General features: G+C 62.2%; 15 protein-coding genes and 3 pseudogenes. 10 read left to right on the top strand and 8 right to left on the bottom strand.

The features are described 5' to 3' along the window. Nucleotides 1–1,252: 1,252 nt before the first annotated feature. The 3 pseudogenes from J3P88_RS13205 to J3P88_RS13215 all read left to right on the top strand — a co-directional run. Nucleotides 1,253–2,146: pseudogene (locus J3P88_RS13205) on the top strand (sensor histidine kinase); the annotation flags it as partial. Between the two features lie 309 nt (nt 2,147–2,455). Further along, nucleotides 2,456–2,743 (top strand): annotated as a pseudogene (locus J3P88_RS13210) (response regulator transcription factor); the annotation flags it as partial. Between the two features lie 567 nt (nt 2,744–3,310). Further along, a pseudogene (locus J3P88_RS13215) lies at nt 3,311–3,655 on the top strand (ATP-binding protein); the annotation flags it as partial. A gap of 5 nt (nt 3,656–3,660) precedes the next feature. Here J3P88_RS13215 and J3P88_RS13220 read toward each other — a convergent pair. From J3P88_RS13220 to J3P88_RS13230, 3 genes are all read right to left on the bottom strand, one after another. Then, nucleotides 3,661–4,728: a hypothetical protein gene (locus J3P88_RS13220; protein ID WP_434575747.1), complete on the bottom strand. Its 1,068-nt coding sequence runs from the start codon at nt 4,726–4,728 to the stop codon at nt 3,661–3,663. Further along, nucleotides 4,718–5,737 (bottom strand): HlyD family secretion protein, encoded by a 1,020-nt coding sequence (locus J3P88_RS13225; RefSeq protein ID WP_231987749.1) that lies wholly within the window; start codon nt 5,735–5,737, stop codon nt 4,718–4,720. The genes J3P88_RS13220 and J3P88_RS13225 overlap by 11 nt, the downstream gene beginning before the upstream one ends. A gap of 184 nt (nt 5,738–5,921) precedes the next feature. After that, nucleotides 5,922–6,446: a transporter suffix domain-containing protein gene (locus J3P88_RS13230; protein ID WP_186706237.1), complete on the bottom strand. Its 525-nt coding sequence runs from the start codon at nt 6,444–6,446 to the stop codon at nt 5,922–5,924. Nucleotides 6,447–6,747: 301 nt separating this feature from the next. Here J3P88_RS13230 and J3P88_RS13235 point away from each other — a divergent pair, with 301 nt between their 5' ends. Beyond that, a complete protein-coding gene (locus J3P88_RS13235; protein WP_434576438.1) occupies nt 6,748–7,119 on the top strand; it encodes a carboxymuconolactone decarboxylase family protein in 372 nt (123 codons plus the stop codon). 45 nt (nt 7,120–7,164) lie between these two features. Continuing rightward, nucleotides 7,165–7,554 (top strand): MerR family transcriptional regulator, encoded by a 390-nt coding sequence (locus tag J3P88_RS13240; RefSeq protein ID WP_186729354.1) that lies wholly within the window; start codon nt 7,165–7,167, stop codon nt 7,552–7,554. A 12-nt stretch (nt 7,555–7,566) separates the two neighbouring features. Here the strand turns inward: J3P88_RS13240 and J3P88_RS13245 are convergent, their stop codons facing one another. After that, nucleotides 7,567–8,460, bottom strand: a complete 894-nt coding sequence (locus J3P88_RS13245) for a LysR family transcriptional regulator (protein ID WP_434575750.1) — start codon at nt 8,458–8,460, stop codon at nt 7,567–7,569. A gap of 95 nt (nt 8,461–8,555) precedes the next feature. Between J3P88_RS13245 and J3P88_RS13250 the strand changes: the two genes are divergently transcribed. The 4 genes from J3P88_RS13250 to arsJ all read left to right on the top strand — a co-directional run bounded on the left by J3P88_RS13250 (nt 8,556) and on the right by arsJ (nt 13,042). Beyond that, the gene (locus J3P88_RS13250) at nt 8,556–9,722 is read left to right on the top strand and encodes an MFS transporter (protein WP_434575752.1); all 1,167 of its coding nucleotides are present in this window, start codon (nt 8,556–8,558) and stop codon (nt 9,720–9,722) included. An 85-nt stretch (nt 9,723–9,807) separates the two neighbouring features. Then, a complete protein-coding gene (locus J3P88_RS13255) occupies nt 9,808–10,437 on the top strand; it encodes a LysE family translocator (RefSeq protein WP_434575754.1) in 630 nt (209 codons plus the stop codon). A gap of 370 nt (nt 10,438–10,807) precedes the next feature. Further along, nucleotides 10,808–11,812 carry an ArsJ-associated glyceraldehyde-3-phosphate dehydrogenase gene (locus J3P88_RS13260; protein WP_434575756.1) on the top strand — a complete coding sequence of 335 codons (1,005 nt, stop codon included), beginning with the start codon at nt 10,808–10,810 and terminating at the stop codon, nt 11,810–11,812. 9 nt (nt 11,813–11,821) lie between these two features. Then, nucleotides 11,822–13,042 (top strand): organoarsenical effux MFS transporter ArsJ, encoded by a 1,221-nt coding sequence (gene arsJ, locus J3P88_RS13265; RefSeq protein WP_434575758.1) that lies wholly within the window; start codon nt 11,822–11,824, stop codon nt 13,040–13,042. A gap of 20 nt (nt 13,043–13,062) precedes the next feature. Here the strand turns inward: arsJ and glcF are convergent, their stop codons facing one another. Genes glcF through glcD form a run of 3 tightly spaced genes read right to left on the bottom strand, consistent with a single transcriptional unit; the run spans nt 13,063 to nt 16,847 of the window. Next, on the bottom strand, nt 13,063–14,280 hold the full coding sequence (gene glcF, locus J3P88_RS13270; protein ID WP_434575760.1) for a glycolate oxidase subunit GlcF: 1,218 nt from the start codon (nt 14,278–14,280) through the stop codon (nt 13,063–13,065). Between the two features lie 3 nt (nt 14,281–14,283). After that, nucleotides 14,284–15,348, bottom strand: coding sequence for a glycolate oxidase subunit GlcE (gene glcE, locus J3P88_RS13275; RefSeq protein ID WP_434575761.1), 1,065 nt, complete (start codon nt 15,346–15,348; stop codon nt 14,284–14,286). Next, a complete protein-coding gene (gene glcD, locus J3P88_RS13280) occupies nt 15,348–16,847 on the bottom strand; it encodes a glycolate oxidase subunit GlcD (protein ID WP_434575763.1) in 1,500 nt (499 codons plus the stop codon). The genes glcE and glcD overlap by 1 nt, the downstream gene beginning before the upstream one ends. A gap of 232 nt (nt 16,848–17,079) precedes the next feature. Between glcD and glcC the strand changes: the two genes are divergently transcribed. Next, on the top strand, nt 17,080–17,847 hold the full coding sequence (glcC, locus tag J3P88_RS13285) for a transcriptional regulator GlcC (RefSeq protein ID WP_434575765.1): 768 nt from the start codon (nt 17,080–17,082) through the stop codon (nt 17,845–17,847). A gap of 21 nt (nt 17,848–17,868) precedes the next feature. On the opposite strand, the gene J3P88_RS13290 is transcribed toward glcC, so the two are convergent. After that, nucleotides 17,869–18,279, bottom strand: a complete 411-nt coding sequence (locus J3P88_RS13290; RefSeq protein WP_434575767.1) for an ACT domain-containing protein — start codon at nt 18,277–18,279, stop codon at nt 17,869–17,871. Nucleotides 18,280–18,365 lie beyond the last annotated feature (86 nt).

The raw sequence follows: 18,365 nt of genomic DNA on the forward strand, positions 1-18,365 counted from the left end.
CATGGTACGTGCGGTGGATTCCGCCAGCCATTCCGCGGAAATCCTGGCCTCGGTCAACGGGGCCACCGGACGGGTGGAAAATTTCATTGCCACCCGCGACCAGGAAAGCCTGTCCCAGGCCGAAGGCATGGTGGCGGCGGCTATCGCCGGTCTTTCCGCCATTCCGGTGGCCGAGGCGCAATCGCTCAAGGGCAGTCTGGAACGGCTCGCCGCGGCGATCGCCGCCTTGCGGGCGGCGAGCCTGGCCATGGAGGGCGAAACGGAAAACATGACAGCCCACTACGGCCGGATGCGAGAGGCGACCCTCCTGGTCGAACAGGGCATCGCCGATGGGTTGAAGGGGGTTGAGTCCCGCGCCGTTGAGCACGCGGCGCGGGCGGGCAATATCGAAAGTGCCCATCGCATCCTGGACACCCTGCGCAACGGCGAACGGATCATCACCGCCAATGTGGCCAGGGTGCTGGTGACCGGTGACGGGGCGGCCGGCACTGCGGCGCGCAGTGCCGGCGCGGCACTCCAGCCCGTGGTCGAACAACTGCGTGAAATGATGGGGGCGCCACAGGAGCGAGAGGCCCTGGGCCAGTTGGCGACGGCACTCGCTGCTGCCAGCCGGGCGGTCGAGCATCTTGGCGAAGCGCCCAAGCTCCGGGGGGACGAGGCTTTGCGGCATCTCGCTGTCGTCGGGGATGTGGTTGAGCGCCTCGAGACAATGCTCGCTGACGTGGAGGGGCAGGTCGCCCATGACGCAAGCGACATTCAGGCAGCCACCGGTTTGCTGCACAATGCCGCCGCATTGTCCAAGCGTTTCGCCGAGCGTGTCGCCACCCTGGAGGCGCAGACCTTGTCGTTTCGCCTGTCACCGTCGACCGAGATCGCCAGTTCGGTCGGTGCCATCCTGGACGAACTTTCCCGCCTCTCTCGGGTGCTCCCTTCGTCCGTGGGGCTGCAAGCCAAGGCTACGCCCTTGACGGTCAGCGATCAGATTGCCGGTTACCGGGCGGCATTCGCCAGGTTCCATCAGGCGAGCAATGCCCTGGGCGGCGCGCGCGATCAGGTTCGCAACGAGGCACGGGGCGCCGGCCTGTTGGTGGCGCGCTTCGCTGGCCAAGCGCGTTCCGACGCCTTGATCCACAATGATCGCAGCATGCTTGCGACGATACTTGCGGGCACCGTTGCCATTCTGCTGGCCGGCGCCATCGCCTGGAGCACGTCGCGATTTGTCGCGCAGCCCATCGTGGCCCTGGCCTCGGTCATGCGCCGGCTTGCCGCCGGTGACCTGAACGCCGAGATCGCCAGCGCCGGACGCGGCGACGAGATTGGCATCATGACCCGCGCCGTACGGGTGTTCCAGGAGAATGCCCTGCGCATCCGCGTGCTGGAGGCCGAGGCCGAGGCCGAACGACAGCAAGTCCAGGCCTCTTTGGAAAGAATGGTCGCCGAACGGACCGACACGCTGCACCAACAAACCGAAGTGCTGGAGGCGCAAGCCGTCGAACTCATTCAGGCGCGCAACCAGGCCGAGACCGCTAACCAGGCAAAGAGTGATTTCGTCGCCACGGTCAGCCACGAACTGCGCACTCCGCTGACCCTCATTCTCGCCCCGCTGGAGCAGCTTTCGGCAGCGACCACCCCGCCAGTGGACTGGCGGGTGCAAATCGAACGCGCCCAACGCAATGCGCTGCGCTTGATGAACCGGGTGAATGACATCCTCGATTTCTCCAAGGCCGAAGCGGGCAAGTTTGAACTGTGCCCAACGCCCATTGACTTGAACACGGTGGTGGGGGTGCTGGCCGAGGATGCCGCCATGGTGGCTGAGGGCAAGGGCTGCACCTTGACCTGCAGCATCGATCCCGCGCTCGGCACGGTGTTCCTGGATCCCCGACACTTCGAGAAAATTCTGCTCAACCTGGTCAGCAATGCCATCAAGTTCACGCCCGCTGGCGGCACCGTGCACCTGGCCGTGACGCCAATGGATGGCGAGCGATTCGAACTCGCGGTGCAAGACTCGGGGATTGGCATTGCGCCGGACAAACTGCCGCTGCTGTTCCAGCGGTTTTCCCAGATCGACAATTCCGCCACGCGCCATTACAGCGGCACAGGCATTGGCCTGGCCCTGGTCAAGGACCTGGCCGAACTGATGGGGGGCGAAGTCGGCGTCAACAGCGAGCCCGGACGAGGTTCGTGTTTTTTTGTCCGGCTGCCGCTGGGGGCTGAGCAACACACTGTGCCGACCGAAGCCAGCCCTATGCACGAGCGATCGTCGCCAAGCACAACCAGCACAATAGAGCAGCGCCACCTGCGTTTTGACGACGGCCGCCAGGGCAGTCGCAACGACCGGGCATCGACGCCAGGCACAGACGACGAGCAGCCCCCGGAACATGCCTTGCGATCCAAAGTACTGGTGGTCGACGACAGCCCGGAAATGCTCAGCTATCTCAGCGAACTGTTGCACGACGACTATACGGTCGCCACCGCAACGGATGGAGAGCAGGCCTGGGCACTGCTGCAGCTTCGAGCCATCGATGTCGTGGTTTCGGACGTGATGATGCCGAAGCTTGACGGCTTTGGCCTGACCGCACGGATCAAGGCCAGCGCCGGTTTTGCCCATTTGCCCGTGATCCTGGTGACCGCCCGCGGTGGTAGCGAGGCGTGCGTCTCCGGGCTGGAGAGTGGCGCCGATGACTACATCGCCAAACCCTTTTCGCCGCTGGAGCTCAAGGCCCGAGTGCGCGCGGCGCTACGCATGAGCCAGGTGCAAACCGAACTGCATGCAAAATCCCGCCAGGCGGGCATGGCCGAAATCGCCACGACTGTGCTGCACAACGTCGGCAATGTCCTCAACAGCGTGAACGTATCGGCAGAACTGGTCAGCAGTCAGATGCGTTCCTCCAAGGCCCAGGGGCTGGGCAAGGTGGCTCAACTGATGAGCGAACACGTCCACGACCTGAGCGATTTTCTCACCAACGACCACAAGGGAAAGATGCTGCCCGATTACCTGCTCAAGCTGGCGAAGGTGGTGACGGAAGAGCAAGAGGGCATCATCGAAGAACTCGGGCAACTCACCAAGGGCATTGACCACATCAAAACCATTGTCGCGGCCCAGCAGTCCTATGCCGTCGCCGTCAGTATTGTCGAGACAGTGCCAGTCGCAGCGCTGATCGACGATGCCTTGCGCATGAGTGCGGGATTACTGGCGCGCCGGGAGGTGACGGTGGTCAAGGACCTTGCCGACTTGCCCCTGCTGCCGTTGGACCGGCATCGGGTGCTGCTGATTCTGGTCAACCTGATCAACAATGCCAGGCAGGCGTTGGACAGCGTGGTCGATCGCAGCCCATGCGTCACGTTCAGCGCGTTCCTCGCTGACGGAGCATTGCGCATCACGGTGGCCGACAACGGCAATGGGATTGCGCCTGAGCACCTCAAGCGTATTTTTTCCCATGGCTTCACGACTCGCAAAGACGGTCACGGTTTCGGCCTGCACAGCTGCGCGCTGGCCGCGCAGGAAATGGGTGGCAGCTTGACCGTGCACAGCGACGGGGCGGGACAGGGCGCAACCTTTACCCTCGATATTCCTCTTGATGCTTCGCTGAGCCAGCGAAGCACACCGAACCGGCACATCCAGCCGGTCGACGATATGCCCGCGACCCATGAGTGAAGGTTTTACCCGCCCGACCTGGTGGCTGCGATGGGCTGCTGCACGCGCGCGCTTGGCCACAGCAGCGCGGCCAGGCCAACGGCATAGACAACCGCAAACAGCACGTAGGCGATACGGGTGGAAAACAGCTGGGGCGTTTCTGTCGGCAACGGTGATACACCGAGCCCGAACAAGATGAGGAACGTCATGAGCCCTCCGCCGAATACCTTGCCAGCGGTGTTACCCATGGCGGCGTTGCCGGCAAACAGCAGGCTGACCAGCAGCAGGATCAGCGCCACCAGCCACAAGGTCGGCCGCAGTTCGAACAGCGTAAAGGCCAAGGAAGCCACGACCCCACCCAGCAGATTGACCATCACTAGCCCGAAGGCGCTGCGGCTGCTCATGTCCAGAGAGAGCTGGCTAAGCAACGAGGCCACCGTGATGGGCACGACCATCGCTGTGGCCAATCGTGGATCGCTCAGGCACAGCGCAATCATGGCCAGCAAAATCGCCGCGCTGGCCATGGCCTGGCGAATCACCAGCGTCAGCTCGCGCGGCTGAGCGCGTTGCGGGTCGGCCTGTTCACCCGCAGGGTCGGGCAGCAGCGCATGGGCGCCCCAGGTCAGTAGCAAACCCAGGCTGACCGCCTTGACCAGAACGAGCACGATGGACTCGCCCAGATCGCGCTGCACGGTATCGAGCATCGGCACCACAATGGCAATCACCAGCATCAGCGCCGGTCCCGCGCCGCCCAGTTGTCGGCCTTGGGCGGTAAAGCAGGCGAAATAAAACAGCCACAGCGACGGCAGGAGCACCCAAGGCCGCTCACCGAACATGCCGGTCATACCCACCAGCAGCGCGCCGGTCAGCAGACTCACCAGCAGCGTGATCAACCCCTGGGATAACGCTGGCGCGCGGCGGCTGGCCAAGAGGAACTGGGTGGCAAACAAGGGCGCGAGAAAGGGCAGGATGTCACCCAGGACCAGACCCGTGCACAAGCCTACGGTCACGGCCAGGGCGACGCGCAATCCCTGGCGTTTGATCCGCAGCAGTTCCAGCGCCGCTTGCCCATCGATTGACCCATCAATTGACATAATTCAGCCAGGCGCCCAGGCGTGTCATCAATGCCCCCAGCGCGTTCGTCATGGGGTTGTCATCGGTATAGATCACCACGGTTACCTGCGAGCCGTAACGTGGGCCGATCGGGTGCGGTTCCTCCACAATCAGGCGTACGGGAAAGCGTTGCGGGTCGCGCACCCAACCACTCTGATTGCGCACGGAGGGCAGTGCGGCGTTGCTGCTATCTTGTTGTGCGACACCCCAGCCAACGCTTTCGACATGGCCCTTGAATACCCGGCCCGGCAAGACATCGAACACCAGTTCCGCCGGGTCGTCAGCCTGCACATGCTCCAGGCTGTTTTCCTTGAAGGCCGCAGACACCCATACCGTGCCCCTGTCGATGAAGGTCAGTGCCGGTTGGCCAGCGCTGATGACTTGGCCAATGGCGAGTTGCAGGTTAGTGATCACGCCATCGGCGGGTGCAATGACTTCGGTACGCACCAGATCGAGCCGGGCTTTTTCCAGCGCGGCCAGGGCTTGCTTGAATTGCGGGTTGTCGTTGCCTTTGGGCCCCAGTTGCTGGCGGGCCCGTTCCAGGTCGGCTTGGGCTTTGCTCACGGCCGCTTCGGCGGAGCTCAGCGAGGCTTTGGATTCATCCTGGCGGGCGGGGGCGAACACACCGCGCTCCACCAGTTGATTCACCCGCCGGGCTTGCTCGCGTATGTTGTCGCGCTGCGCCCGCGCCGATACCAGCTGTGCCTGGGCGGCATCCACCGAGGCAGTACTGGCACCCAAGGTTTGGCCGGTTTCCTCCAGTCGCGCTTCAGCCTCGTTGACGACAAGCTTGTAGGGTTGCGGGTCGATACGAAACAGCACCTGGCCGGCCTTCACCCGGGCATTGTCGAGCACCGCGATTTCTGTCACACGGCCCCCCACCTCGGCAGCCATTTCGACCACATAAGCTTGCACCACGGCTTGTGACGTCGAGGGCGTGCGTCGCTCCATGAAAATGGAGAGGGTGAACAGCACGGCAATCAATATCACAACGCCTAGCGCAATGCGTCGCAGAGGATTGGCTGGCGCAGGCTTTTCAGGCGGCGGTTCAGTTTGGCGCTCTGGCTCGAAGGAAACGGGCGGATTCTGTGTTCCGGGCATATCGGCACCTGCAACTCATGGCATTTCAAGAACAACTGACAGCGCGCCGGGGGGAGGCGGTCCGGGCGTTGGCTCAGAGCGGGTCAGCGCTAGTGACCCGTGCGGTGCGGATAAACAGCGCGCGCAATTTCTCCCAGAAATTGCCACCCAGGACGAAGAAGCTGCTCACCAACAGTGCATCGCCAAGCAGTTGCAATGCCCAGCTATTGGGACGCAGGCCGGGTGCGAAAGCGTCGACATAGGGTTCGAGAAAGGAGCACACCAAGGGCAAGCAGAACATCACCAAGCCAATACGGTGGCGGGTAACGCTGACCTCCAGCTCGGCGCTGGGCACAAGGCCCGACACGTAGCCGAACACATGTTGCTTGAGCTCCTGGAAACCCGCCTTGCCCATCACTGCGATGACTAGCAGCAACAGCACCTTGTTGATAATGAACAGTGCGCCGGTGATCGCCGCGATGGTGGAGCGGGGCACATCCGCAGCCGCTGCCAGCGGCACCAACAACCACAGCGAGAGCATCAGACAAAGGATGGCGATGCCTAGCTTGAAGCGCCATTTCGCGGACTTTGACGTTGCCGGGGGCTGAGCCGTGGTCATGCTGCCTTACCTTCGTTTAGAAATTATTGTGGGTATGGTCTGGAGCAAAACTGAGCTTAGCAGCTGGACTGTCGCCGCGTTTTTTTAACAACAGTCCCCTGGCACCAGGCGCTTGACTTAGAGCGCGCTCTAACCAATAGCCTTCTTGTTGCACCGCCAAAACGGCCAGTTCCGTTGTGCGGCTTAAACAAGGAGATAGGCCATGACATTTAAAAAACTTAGCGTTGCAACCGGGCTCGTGCTTTCAGCGTGCGTAACTGTAGCGCCGGCAACTGAGCCGGATAGTCGACGAGCGAAGGGCATGGAGACCCTGGAAAAAATCACCGGAGCCACCGGCAACACCGTGGTGAACTCGCTGAGCGATATTTCGCCCGAGCTGGGTGAGTGGATAGTCGATTTCGCCTACGGTGATGTGTTTTCCAGGTCTGGCGTCGCGCTTTGCACACGCGAGCTGGCAACCATCTCGGCCCTCACCGCGTTGGGGAACGCGCAACCGCAACTCAAGGTGCACATAGAGGGAGCCTTGAATGTCGGTTGTCAACCTGAGGAAATCGTTGAAATCATCATCCAGATGGCGGTGTATGCTGGCTTTCCAAGCGCGTTGAATGGCATTAGCGCAGCGCGGGAAGTGTTCGCCAAACGAGGCATCAAGATCGCCGCGCGTCCCCAGTGAATGGGGCCTCTGCATGACCAACACCGATGGCCAAGGACAGTGCTTATGAACGCCTACCAGACGATTAATCAGGTCGCCAAGCGTACCGGCCTCACGGCGTATACCCTGCGCTATTACGAACGCATCGGTCTGTTGGCACCGGTCGCCCGAGCGGCCGGCGGGCAACGCCTTTATGCACCGACTGATATGGCGTGGCTTGATTTTCTGCTGCGTCTACGCACCACTCACATGACCATCGGCAAAATGCAGATGTTCGCCAAGCTGCGCAGCGCCGGGGATTCCACCGTCGCCCAACGCCGCCAGATGCTGGAGAGCCATTTACAGGAGGTACAAGCCGAAGTGGTTGCCATGCAAAACGCCGTGGCTGCATTGCAAGTCAAGATTGATTATTACCGTGGGCTTGAAACGGGGGAGGATGTTTCGCACCTGTTCTAGGAGGGCGGCTGTTCACATCCGATGATGCTCCAGCAGAAAGTCCACGAACACGCGTACCCGCGCCGGCATCGCCGAGCCACCGACGAACACCGCATGGATCGGCTCCCGGTCTCCGGGGTTCCATTCTTCCAGCAGCGGTATCAGGTCGCCGCGCTGCAGGTCCTCGCTCACGGTGAAATCGCCGATACGCGCGATGCCAGCACCTACCCGTGCGAGTTGTGCCAGTGCCTCACCACTGCTGCATTCGATGTTGCCGCTGACCTTCAAGGAAAACGCTCTGCCGTCGCGGGTGAACGGCCAGTTGGGTTCGGCACGCCGGAAGTTGAAGCGCAGGCAGTTGTGCCGGAGCAACTCTTCCGGTTCCCGGGGTGTGCCATGGCGTTCTAGATACTCGGGCGAAGCCACGACCACCTGACCGGTGTCGCCGATCTTGCGCGCGGTCAGCGGGCTGTCGGGCAAATGGCCAAAGCGTACCGCCACGTCGGCCTGGCCGCCGAGGATGTCGACCACTTCATCGCCGAGGGTGAGGTCGACAACGATATTCGGGTAACGGGCGCTGAAGGCTGCCACCAGAGGAACGATGGTCTGCCGCCCATGACCCAGGGCGGCGCTGACCCGCAAACGGCCCTTGGGCACGCCCTGGTCGGCGACGGCTTCTTCGACCTCGGCCATGTCGGCCAGGATTCGCCGAGCGCCGCGCAGGTAAGCCTCGCCCTCGGCGGTGAAGGTGATCGCTCGCGTGGTGCGCAACAGCAGGCGAGTGCCAAGGCGTTGTTCGGTACGGGCGATGACGCGACTGACCGCCGACGGGGTCAGCCCCAATGCACGTGCGGCGGCCGACAAGCTGCCTTCCTGCGCCACCGTGACGAACATGGCCATTTCACCTGAGCGACCGTTGAAGTCCATTTGTGCTCCTTAAGCAAAGGTGATTGCCAAAAATGCCATCTACCGCCTGGAAAGGCTGGATCGTAGCATTTGCGGCATAGATGAGGAGCCTTCCAATGCGTATCAATCCACCACTTATCGCACTCGCCATGGGTGCCTTTGGCATCGGCGTAACCGAGTTCGCCCCCATGGGCATGTTGCCGGGCATCGCTGCCGATCTCGGCGTTTCCATTCCCGCCGCGGGCCTGTTGGTCAGTGCTTACGCCCTTGGCGTACTGCTCGGCGCGCCGCTGATGACCCTGACCACCGGGCGGATTCCCCGGCGCTATCTGCTCATCGGACTCATGGCGATTTTCACCCTGGGTAACCTGATGTCAGCGCTGGCGACCGATTACTACAGCCTGATGGTCGCCAGGGTGGTGACCTCACTGAACCATGGCGCGTTCTTTGGCGTGGGTTCCATCGTCGCCGCCAGCGTGGTCGCCCCGGACAAGCGTGCCGGCGCGGTCGCGGCCATGTTCATGGGCCTGACCCTGGCGACTATCGGCGGCGTGCCGCTGGCCGCCTGGTTTGGCGAACTGTTCGGCTGGCGCAGCGCATTCTGGGGGATTACTGGCCTGGGTGTAGTGGCGATGGCCGCGTTGAGGTTCGCCCTGCCCAATGTGCCGGCGCCGAAAAGCAACGGTGTGCTAGCCGAAATCCGAGTATTGAGTCGTGGTCCGGTGCTGGGGGCGTTGGCCCTGACCGTCGTTGGCTCAGGTGCGATGTTCACCGTCTTCACTTACATCGCTGCGATCCTGAGCAGCGAGACTCATGCATCCACCCCTTTCATCACCGCCATGCTGGTGCTGTTCGGTGTGGGGCTGACGTTGGGCAATATGTGGGGCGGCAAGGCCGCGGATCGCTCGATAGACCGCACCTTGATCGTTTCGCTGAGCGTGCTGATCCTCGTCTTGCTGGCCTTCACCGTATTGATGCGTTGGCCGCTGCCTGCTGCGGTTGCCATCTTGATCTGGGGTATCGCCAGTTTTGCCCTGGTGCCGCCACTGCAAATGCGCGTGATGGAAGCCGCCAAGGACGCGCCTAACCTGGCCTCGGCCGTGAATATCGGTGCCTTCAACTTCGGCAACGCGATTGGCGCGGCGCTGGGCGGCGCGGTGATCAATGCGGGGTTGGGTTATCCCGCGATTTCCCTGGCCGGAGCGGCAGTGGCCGGCCTGGGGCTGTTGATGGTGTTGGCTTTTGCCTGGCGTTCAAGGGTTGGTGCGGCTGCGGCGGTGTGATGGATACACGGACCGTTTGACCAGACTCCAAGTGGCTCATTAGAGTGGGTAGCCGGACCGGCTGCCGACTGCCATGGACATCCAAATGAGCGACCTACCCCTGCTGCTTGCCTTCATCGCCGCTGCGTCAGTGCTCACGGTGACCCCCGGCGTGGACACCGCCATGGTGCTTCGCGCTACCGCAACTGGCGGTCGACGTTCGGCGGCGATGGCTTCCCTCGGTATCGTGCTCGGCTGCCTGGTGTGGGGCGCCGCGGTGTCACTGGGGCTCGGCGCCCTGTTGCACGCTTCGGAGTGGGCTTACCTTGCGCTGAAAATTGTCGGCGCAGCTTATCTCGTCTGGTTGGGCGTCAAACTGCTGCTGCGGCCCAGGACAACGCTGCAAGGGCAGGGGAGCGAGAGCGTGGCTGCCTCTGCGCGTGACGCCTTTATCCGCGGTTTATTGACGAACCTGCTGAACCCCAAGATAGGTGTGTTCTACATCACGTTCCTGCCTCAGTTTGTCCCGAGTGGCGCGAGCGTGGCCAGTTACTCCTTCTTCCTTGCGGCGTTACATGTGCTGTTGACGTTGGCCTGGTTCGGCATTCTGGTGGCGGCGACGGTGCCACTGAGCAATTTCCTGAAACGCCCGGCGGCCCTGAAGGCCCTTGATCGGCTCACGGGCGGTGTTTTTGTCGCGTTTGGGCTCAAGCTGGCTGTCTCCAATCCGGCTTGAGCCGAATGCCGTACTGACAGTAGATGTCGCTCGGCTGCACTGTAGGAGCTGTCGAGCGAAGCGAGGCTGCGATCTTTCCCCAGACATTTGAATCTCAAGCGAAAGATCAAAAGATCGCAGCCTTCGGCAGCTCCTACAGTGCAACCCAGCGGGAGCAAGCTCCCTCGCCACAGGGCCTACCCCGAGCTCTTCGAGGCGGTGCAGCGCGGGCAGGCGTTCACCGACCCGAAGCATTTCGTGGACGCACAGCCATGTGCTCTGCAAACTAGGTCGCTTGGTATCGCCTCCGAACGATAGGCCGAAAGTGGCAATGGCCACGCCAACCCGAGCCAGGCACCCCCCGCGGACAACAGAGACAGAGCACAACAACATGACTATCAAAGTAGGCATCAATGGTTTTGGTCGGATCGGTCGCCTCGCTCTGCGAGCAGCGTGGAGCTGGCCAGAGTTTGAATTTGTGCAGATCAACGATCCAGCGGGCGACGCGGCGACCCATGCGCACCTGATCAACTTCGATTCGGTGCATGGCCGTTGGAACAATGAAGCCAGCGCCGAAGACGACAGCGTCGTTATCGACAATAAGCGGATCAAGGTAACGGCCAACAAAGCGATCGCCGACACCGATTGGTCAGGCTGCGACCTGGTGATCGAGGCCAGCGGCAAGATGAAAACCGTGGCCGTGTTGCAGGCTTACCTGGATCAGGGCGTCAAGCGGGTGGTGGTCTGCGCTCCAGTGAAAGAGCGGGGCGCCTTGAACGTCGTCATGGGCGTCAACCAACACCTGTTCGATCCTGCGTTGCACCGCATCGTCACCGCAGCTTCGTGCACCACCAACTGTTTGGCGCCGGTGGTGAAAGTTATCCACGAAAAACTCGGCATTCGCCACGGCTCGATTACCACCATCCATGACCTGACCAACACCCAAAGCATCCTCGATCAGCCGCACAAGGATCTGCGTCGTGCCCGTGCTTCGGGGATGAGCCTGATTCCCACCAGCACCGGCTCGGCCACGGCCATCGCCGAGATATTCCCGGAGCTGCGTGGACGCCTGAACGGTCACGCGGTGCGCGTGCCGCTGGCCAATGCTTCGCTGACGGACTGCGTCTTTGAAGTCGAGCGGGCCACGACCGTCGAAGAGGTGAATCAACTGCTCAAGGATGCCTCCCTGAACGAACTGAAAGACATCCTCGGTTTCGAGGAGCGCCCGCTGGTGTCCATCGACTACCGCACCGACCCACGCTCATCGATCATCGATGCGCTGTCGACCATGGTCATCAATGGCACCCAGGTCAAACTCTATGCCTGGTATGACAATGAATGGGGTTATGCCAACCGCACCGTCGAGCTGGCCAGGCTGGTCGGTCTGGCCGTCTGAGGAGCGGCCATGAAAGCCTTCTCAGCCCTCGCTCCGGAAGTGCGGCAGTACCTGCTCGTGACGGGCAACTACTGGGCCTTCACCCTCACCGACGGCGCCCTGCGCATGTTGGTGGTGCTGCATTTTCACGCGTTGGGCTACAGCCCGCTGCAAATCGCCGCGTTGTTTCTGTTCTACGAAATCTTTGGCGTGATCACCAACCTGGTGGGTGGTTATCTGGGCGCTCGATTGGGGCTGAACCGGACCATGAACATCGGGCTGGGCCTCCAGGTCGCGGCGCTGTTGATGCTCACGGTTCCGCTGGCCTGGCTGACCATCCCTTGGGTGATGGGGGCCCAGGCGCTGTCGGGGATCGCCAAGGACCTGAACAAGATGAGTGCCAAGAGCTCGATCAAGCTACTGGTCCCCGATGGGCAGCAGGGCAAGCTCTACAAGTGGGTGGCGATCCTCACCGGCTCGAAGAATGCCCTCAAGGGCGTCGGCTTCTTTCTTGGCGGCGCCTTGCTGGCCTTGGTCGGTTTCAAAGGTGCGTTGCTGGCCATGGCGGCTGTCCTGGCGCTGATCTGGGCCGGTAGTTTGATGTTGTTGAAGAAGGACCTGGGCAAGGCCAAAGCCAAGCCCAGGTTTCGGGATCTGTTGTCCAAAAGCCGGGCAATCAACATTCTTTCGGCGGCGCGGATGTTCCTGTTCGGTGCCCGCGATGTCTGGTTCGTGGTGGCCTTGCCGGTGTACTTGAGCAGCGTCTTTGGGTGGGATTTCTGGAAGGTCGGTGGCTTCCTGGCGGCCTGGGTGATGGGCTACGGCATCGTGCAATCCTTCGCCCCCCACATCACCGGCAAGAAAAGCGGGCATGTGCCGGATGGTCGTGCAGCCTTTGGGTGGGCCTTTGCCCTGGCGGGCCTGCCAGCCTTGATTGCCCTTGGGCTCGGCACCGGGTGGTCGCCACAGACGGTACTGCTCGGCGGCCTCATGGTCTTTGGCGTGCTGTTCGCGGTGAATTCGTCCTTGCACAGCTACCTGATCGTGTCCTATGCCAAGGAAGACGGCGTGTCGCTGGACGTGGGTTTCTACTACATGTCCAACGCCCTGGGACGACTGATGGGCACCGTACTCTCCGGCTGGGTCTATCAGATGTACGGTCTGGAAACGTGCTTGTGGATCTCAAGCGCCTTCGTATTGCTGGCTGCGCTGATTTCCATTGCATTACCCAGGCATGCCAAGGCGATTTGAAGCCCCTCCGATTTTTTCGGTCAAGGCAGCGCGGCTTCGACCAGTTCGATCCAGTGCCTGACAGGGGTTCGTCCAGCACCGTCGAGGTGGGACTGGCAGCCGATATTGGCGGTGACGATGACGTCGGGGCGTCCGCTTTCCAGGGCATTGAGCTTGTTGTCCCGCAGTTGCCGAGCCAGTTCGGGTTGGGTCAGTGAATAAGTGCCCGCCGAGCCGCAGCACAGGTGGCTGTCGGGCACCGGCGTCAGGTTGAATCCGAGCGTCTCCAGGATCGCTTCGACCGCGCCCCCGAGTCTTTGCCCATGCTGCAATGTGCAGGGGCAGTGAACGGCCAGGCGCTGGTCGCCGTGTACACCGAGCTTATCCAGCGGTTCGCCGCGCAGTACCTCAACCAGGTCCTTGGCCAGGGCGCTGACTTTTGCGGCCTTGTCGGCATACGCCGGATCGCTGCTGAGCAGATGACCATAATCCTTGATGAAGGCACCGCAGCCGCTGGCAGTTTGCACGATGGCCTCGGCACCGCCTTCAATGCGCGGCCACCAGGCGTCGATGTTGCGGCGGGCACGGTCGAGGCCGGTGGCCTGGGCGTTCAGGTGATAGTCCAGCGCACCGCAACAACCGGCCTCGTCAATCGCGGTGACGCTGATCCCCAACCGATCCAGTACCCGTGCAGCCGCCGCATTGGTATTGGGCGACAGGCTCGGTTGCACGCAGCCTTCGAGCATGAGCACTTGCCGGGCATGACGGGTGGTTGGTCGTGGCTTCGCCGGATGCACGTTGCGCGGCAACTTGACTTGCAGCGTGCTGGGCAGCACCGCGCGGAACACCTGGCCACTGCGCACCAGCGCTTTGAACAGCCCGGGATTGGGCAGCACGCCGCGCAACCCCTCGCGCAACAGACGCTGGCCGAGCGGGCGCGGCACTGCCGCATCGACCACCGCCCGGCCGATGTCCAGCAAGTTGTGGTAGTCGACGCCGGAAGGACAGGTGGTTTCGCAATTGCGGCAGGACAGGCAACGATCCAGATGTTGCTGGGTTTTGTGCGTGACCTCGTTGCCTTCCAGCACCTGCTTGATCAGGTAGATGCGGCCCCTCGGGCCATCCAGTTCATCACCCAGCAGTTGATAGGTCGGGCAGGTGGCATTGCAGAAACCGCAGTGCACGCAACTGCGCAGAATGCGCTCGGCTTCTTCGGCGCGGGGTAGCTGGCGGGCGTCGTCACTCAAAGTGGTCTGCATGGTTCAAAGCTCCGCGTACAGGCGCCCTGGGTTGAACAGGCCCCGTGGATCGAGTTGACGCTTCAAGTTCCGGTGATAGCGCATCAGGGCGTCGGGCAGCGGTTGGAAGGGGCTGTCGATCAGGCCAGGGGTGTAGCAGGTCGCATGCCCGCCGACTTTCTCCACGACCGAGCGAATGAAGGTCGCTTCGGCCGCGGATTTGAGCCAACGCTGGGCGCCGCCCCAATCGATCAATTGCACGCCCGGCAGGGGCAGCCGAGGCGTGTCATGGGGCAGGGCGAGGCGCCAAAGAGGCAGGTCCTCATCGAAGAAACTCAACCGATGTTCGTTGAGGTCTTGCCAGTACGCAGAGTCCAGCCGTTCGCCGCCCAAACGGTCATGGGCCGCCGCCACCGAGCCTTCGCCGCCTTCGAGCCTGAGGTGCAGGCGTTGGCCATCGTGACACGCGGCGCTGATCGGCAGCGGTTGCTGGCCCCATTCCGCCAGGCGCAACAAGGCCCGGGCGGCGTCCATCTCCAGGCTGATGCTCAAGGTCTGTCGCGGTTTTGGCAGGACCTTGAGGGACACCTCGGTCACCACGCCAAGCGAGCCGTAGCTGCCGGCCATCAAGCGCGACAGATCGTAGCCGGCGACGTTCTTCATGACCTCGCCGCCGAAGCGCAAGTGCTTGCCTTGTCCCGTGATGACCCGTGTGCCGAGGATGAAGTCGCGCACCGAGCCTGACCAGGGGCGCCGTGGCCCTGAGAGTCCGCAGGCAATCATGCCACCGACGGTGGCGTTTTCACTGAAGGCGGGCGGTTCGCAAGGCAGCATCTGCTGCGACGCGTCGAGCACTTCGGACAATTCTGCCAATGGCGTGCCACAGCGAGCGGTGATCACCAATTCAGTCGGGTCGTAGCTGACAATGCCCCGGTGCGAGCGAGTGTCGAGTATTTCACCTGTCACGCTACGGCCAAGAAATGCCTTGCTGTTGGCGCCCTGGATACGCAGCGGGGTGGCGTTCTCCAGCGCCTGGTTGACCTGTTCCAGCAGCGCTGCGCTGGCGTCGAAATCCTGTTCGCTGCCCATCAGAAACGCTCCAGGTCGGGGAAGGGCAACTGACCCATATGAACGTGCATGGCGCCGAACTCGGCGCAGCGATGCAGCGTCGGAATGTTCTTGCTGGGGTTGAGCAGCCCGCTCGGATCGAACGCGGCTTTGACGGCATGGAACATGGTCAGCTCATCGCTGTTGAATTGCGCGCACATCTGGTTGATTTTCTCGCGGCCGACACCGTGCTCACCGGTGATGCTGCCGCCAACCTCCACGCACAACTCAAGAATCTTGCCGCCCAAGGCTTCGGCGCGATCGAGCTCGCCCGGTTGATTGGCATCGAACAGGATCAGCGGATGCATGTTGCCGTCGCCGGCGTGGAAAACGTTGGCGACCCGCAGGCCATACTCGGCCGATAACGCCGCAATGGCGCGCAGCACACCGGGCAGCTCCCGGCGCGGGATCGTCCCGTCCATGCAGTAGTAGTCCGGCGAGAGGCGACCCACCGCCGGAAACGCATTCTTGCGTCCGGCCCAGAAACGCACGCGCTCGGCCTCGTCGCGAGCCTGGCGTACTTCGGTGGCGCCGGCCTGTTCCAATACCTGGCGCACGCGGTTGCAGTCGTCGTGGACGTCGGCCTCCACGCCGTCGAGTTCACACAACAGAATGGCTTCGGCGTCCACTGGGTAGCCGGCATGGATGAAGTCTTCGGCGGCGCGAATGGCCAGGTTGTCCATCATTTCCAGGCCGCCCGGGATGATGCCGGCGGCAATGATGTCACCCACGGCGCGACCGGCCTTTTCAACGGAATCAAAGGCCGCCAGCAGCACTTTGGCCGTTTGCGGTTTAGGCAACAGCTTGACCGTGACCTCGGTGATCACCCCGAGCATGCCTTCGGAACCGGTGAACAATGCCAGCAGATCGAACCCGGGCGAGTCGAGGGCCTGGGAACCCAGCGTCAAGTGTTCGCCGTCGACGGTGAGGATGTCGACCTTGAGCAGGTTATGCACGGTCAGCCCGTACTTGAGGCAATGCACGCCACCGGCGTTCTCCGCGACATTGCCGCCGATGGAACAGGCGATCTGCGAGGAAGGGTCCGGCGCGTAGTACAAGCCGAACGGCGCGGCCGCCTGGGAAATCGCCAGGTTGCGCACGCCCGGTTGAACCCGCGCGGTACGGGCGGCGGGGTCGATGTGCAGGATGTTGTTGAAGCGCGCCATTACCAGCAACACGCCTTTCTCCAACGGCAGCGCACCGCCGGACAATCCGGTGCCCGCGCCACGGGCGACGACAGGCACTTTGCGCTCATGGCAGAGCCGCAGCACGCCCTGGACCTCGTCGACGTGGCGCGGCAGCACCACCAGCATGGGCGTGGTGCGGTAAGCAGAGAGCCCGTCGCATTCGTACGGCTTGAGTGCTTCGCGCTGATGCAGGATTTCCAGGTCCGGCAGCTGGGCTTGCAGGGCCTGTAGCAGCGCGTTTTTATCGACGTCAGGCAGGGCGCCGTCGACACGTTCATCGTAGAGAATGTTCATGGTACGTGGCCGACACTCAGTTGTTTTTATGAGAGGTCTGTTCCGATACGGCTGACTTGCATCATTGGCCCGGGGCGTTCTACTGTCTATGGGCTGTTGGGCTGGTCGAACCAGTTTATTCATCAGGTTGTTTTTGTCGGTCGAATAAATTATTTAATAAACAATGATTTATTGAGTGGGTTTGATGGGCGTAGACCCTGTTCCGAAGCTGGTCATACCAGTTGGAGATTCAATGGACAGCGCAGAAACCAGCCGTAACCCGCAGGTCGCCGACGTGGTCTGTGAACGCATTGAGCGCCTGATTGTCGACGGTGTGCTCAAGACCGGGCAGTTGTTGCCTTCGGAGCGGCGGCTGACGGAAAAACTTGGCGTCTCGCGCACCGCCCTTCGCGAGGGACTGAAGCTGCTACGCGCGCGCGGGATCATCAAGACCGAGCAAGGCAAGGGCTCATTCGTGGCAGACCTGTCCGGGCACGGCTTGGCCTCGCCGCTGATGCATCTGTTCAGCTCACAGCCACGCACGCTTTATGACTTGTTCGAGGTCCGCAGCCTGCTGGAGGGCGAGTCCGCGCGTCTGGCGGCGTTGCGCGGGACCGAGGCGGATTTCGTCCTTATCACCCGCAGCTACGAGGCCTTGCTCGATGCCCACGACCGGTCCCTGGAAGCCAGCGCCCAGGCCCGGCTCGACCATGCGTTTCACTTGGCGATCTGCGAGGCTTCACACAATCCGGTGCTGGTGCAAACCTTGCGTTCGCTGACGGACTTGTTGCTCACTTCAGTGTTTGCCTCGGTCAACAACCTCTACCACCGAGAACCGCAGAAGCGTCAGATCGACCGCCAACACGCCCGGCTCTACAACGCCGTGACCGGTCGCCTGCCGGAGCAGGCGCGCAAGGCCGCCATCGCCCACATCCAGAGCATCTGCGAACACCTCAAGGAAATCGAAAACGAAGAACAACGCCTGGTGCGGGCGACGTTGCGGCTTGAGGGGTGGGCGTAGGTTCAGTCTCTGGAATCACCGTCAACTGTCGCAGCCTCCCGATCGAGCCAGCGCTTCCAACACCTCAATCGCCCGCTGCGCATCTTCCCGCCCCACGAAGATATGGTCGTGGTAGTAAGCCGCGATGACGTTGCAACTGATGCCGGCATTTCCGAGGGCCGTTGCGAAGGCTGCGGTCAAGCCCACGGCATCCAGGGCCGAATGGACGGTCAAGGTGATCCAGGCGGCGACGTAGTCGAAGTGCAGGCCCAAGGCCAAGGCCCTGCTGCGTTCGATGATCACCGTCAGGCCTTCTTTTTCGCGGAAGCTGCCAAGCACCTCTTCGCCTTTGACCAAGTTCGGGTCAGCGACGCAGCAGAAAACGTAATCGCCTTCATTGAGTGAGGGGCGCATGCCGCTGAGCAGTTTCGCTATCGATTTTTCGCCTGACATGTCGATTCACCTGATTGATGGATAAGCGGGCATTCTCAAGGAGTTTTTCGGCAGGTGCTGTTCATAGTGCTGATGATGGATAAGCA

Origin of the sequence: Pseudomonas sp. Z3-6, assembly GCF_051131985.1 — a bacterium.
Taxonomy (GTDB): Bacteria; Pseudomonadota; Gammaproteobacteria; order Pseudomonadales; family Pseudomonadaceae; genus Aquipseudomonas; species Aquipseudomonas zanjanensis.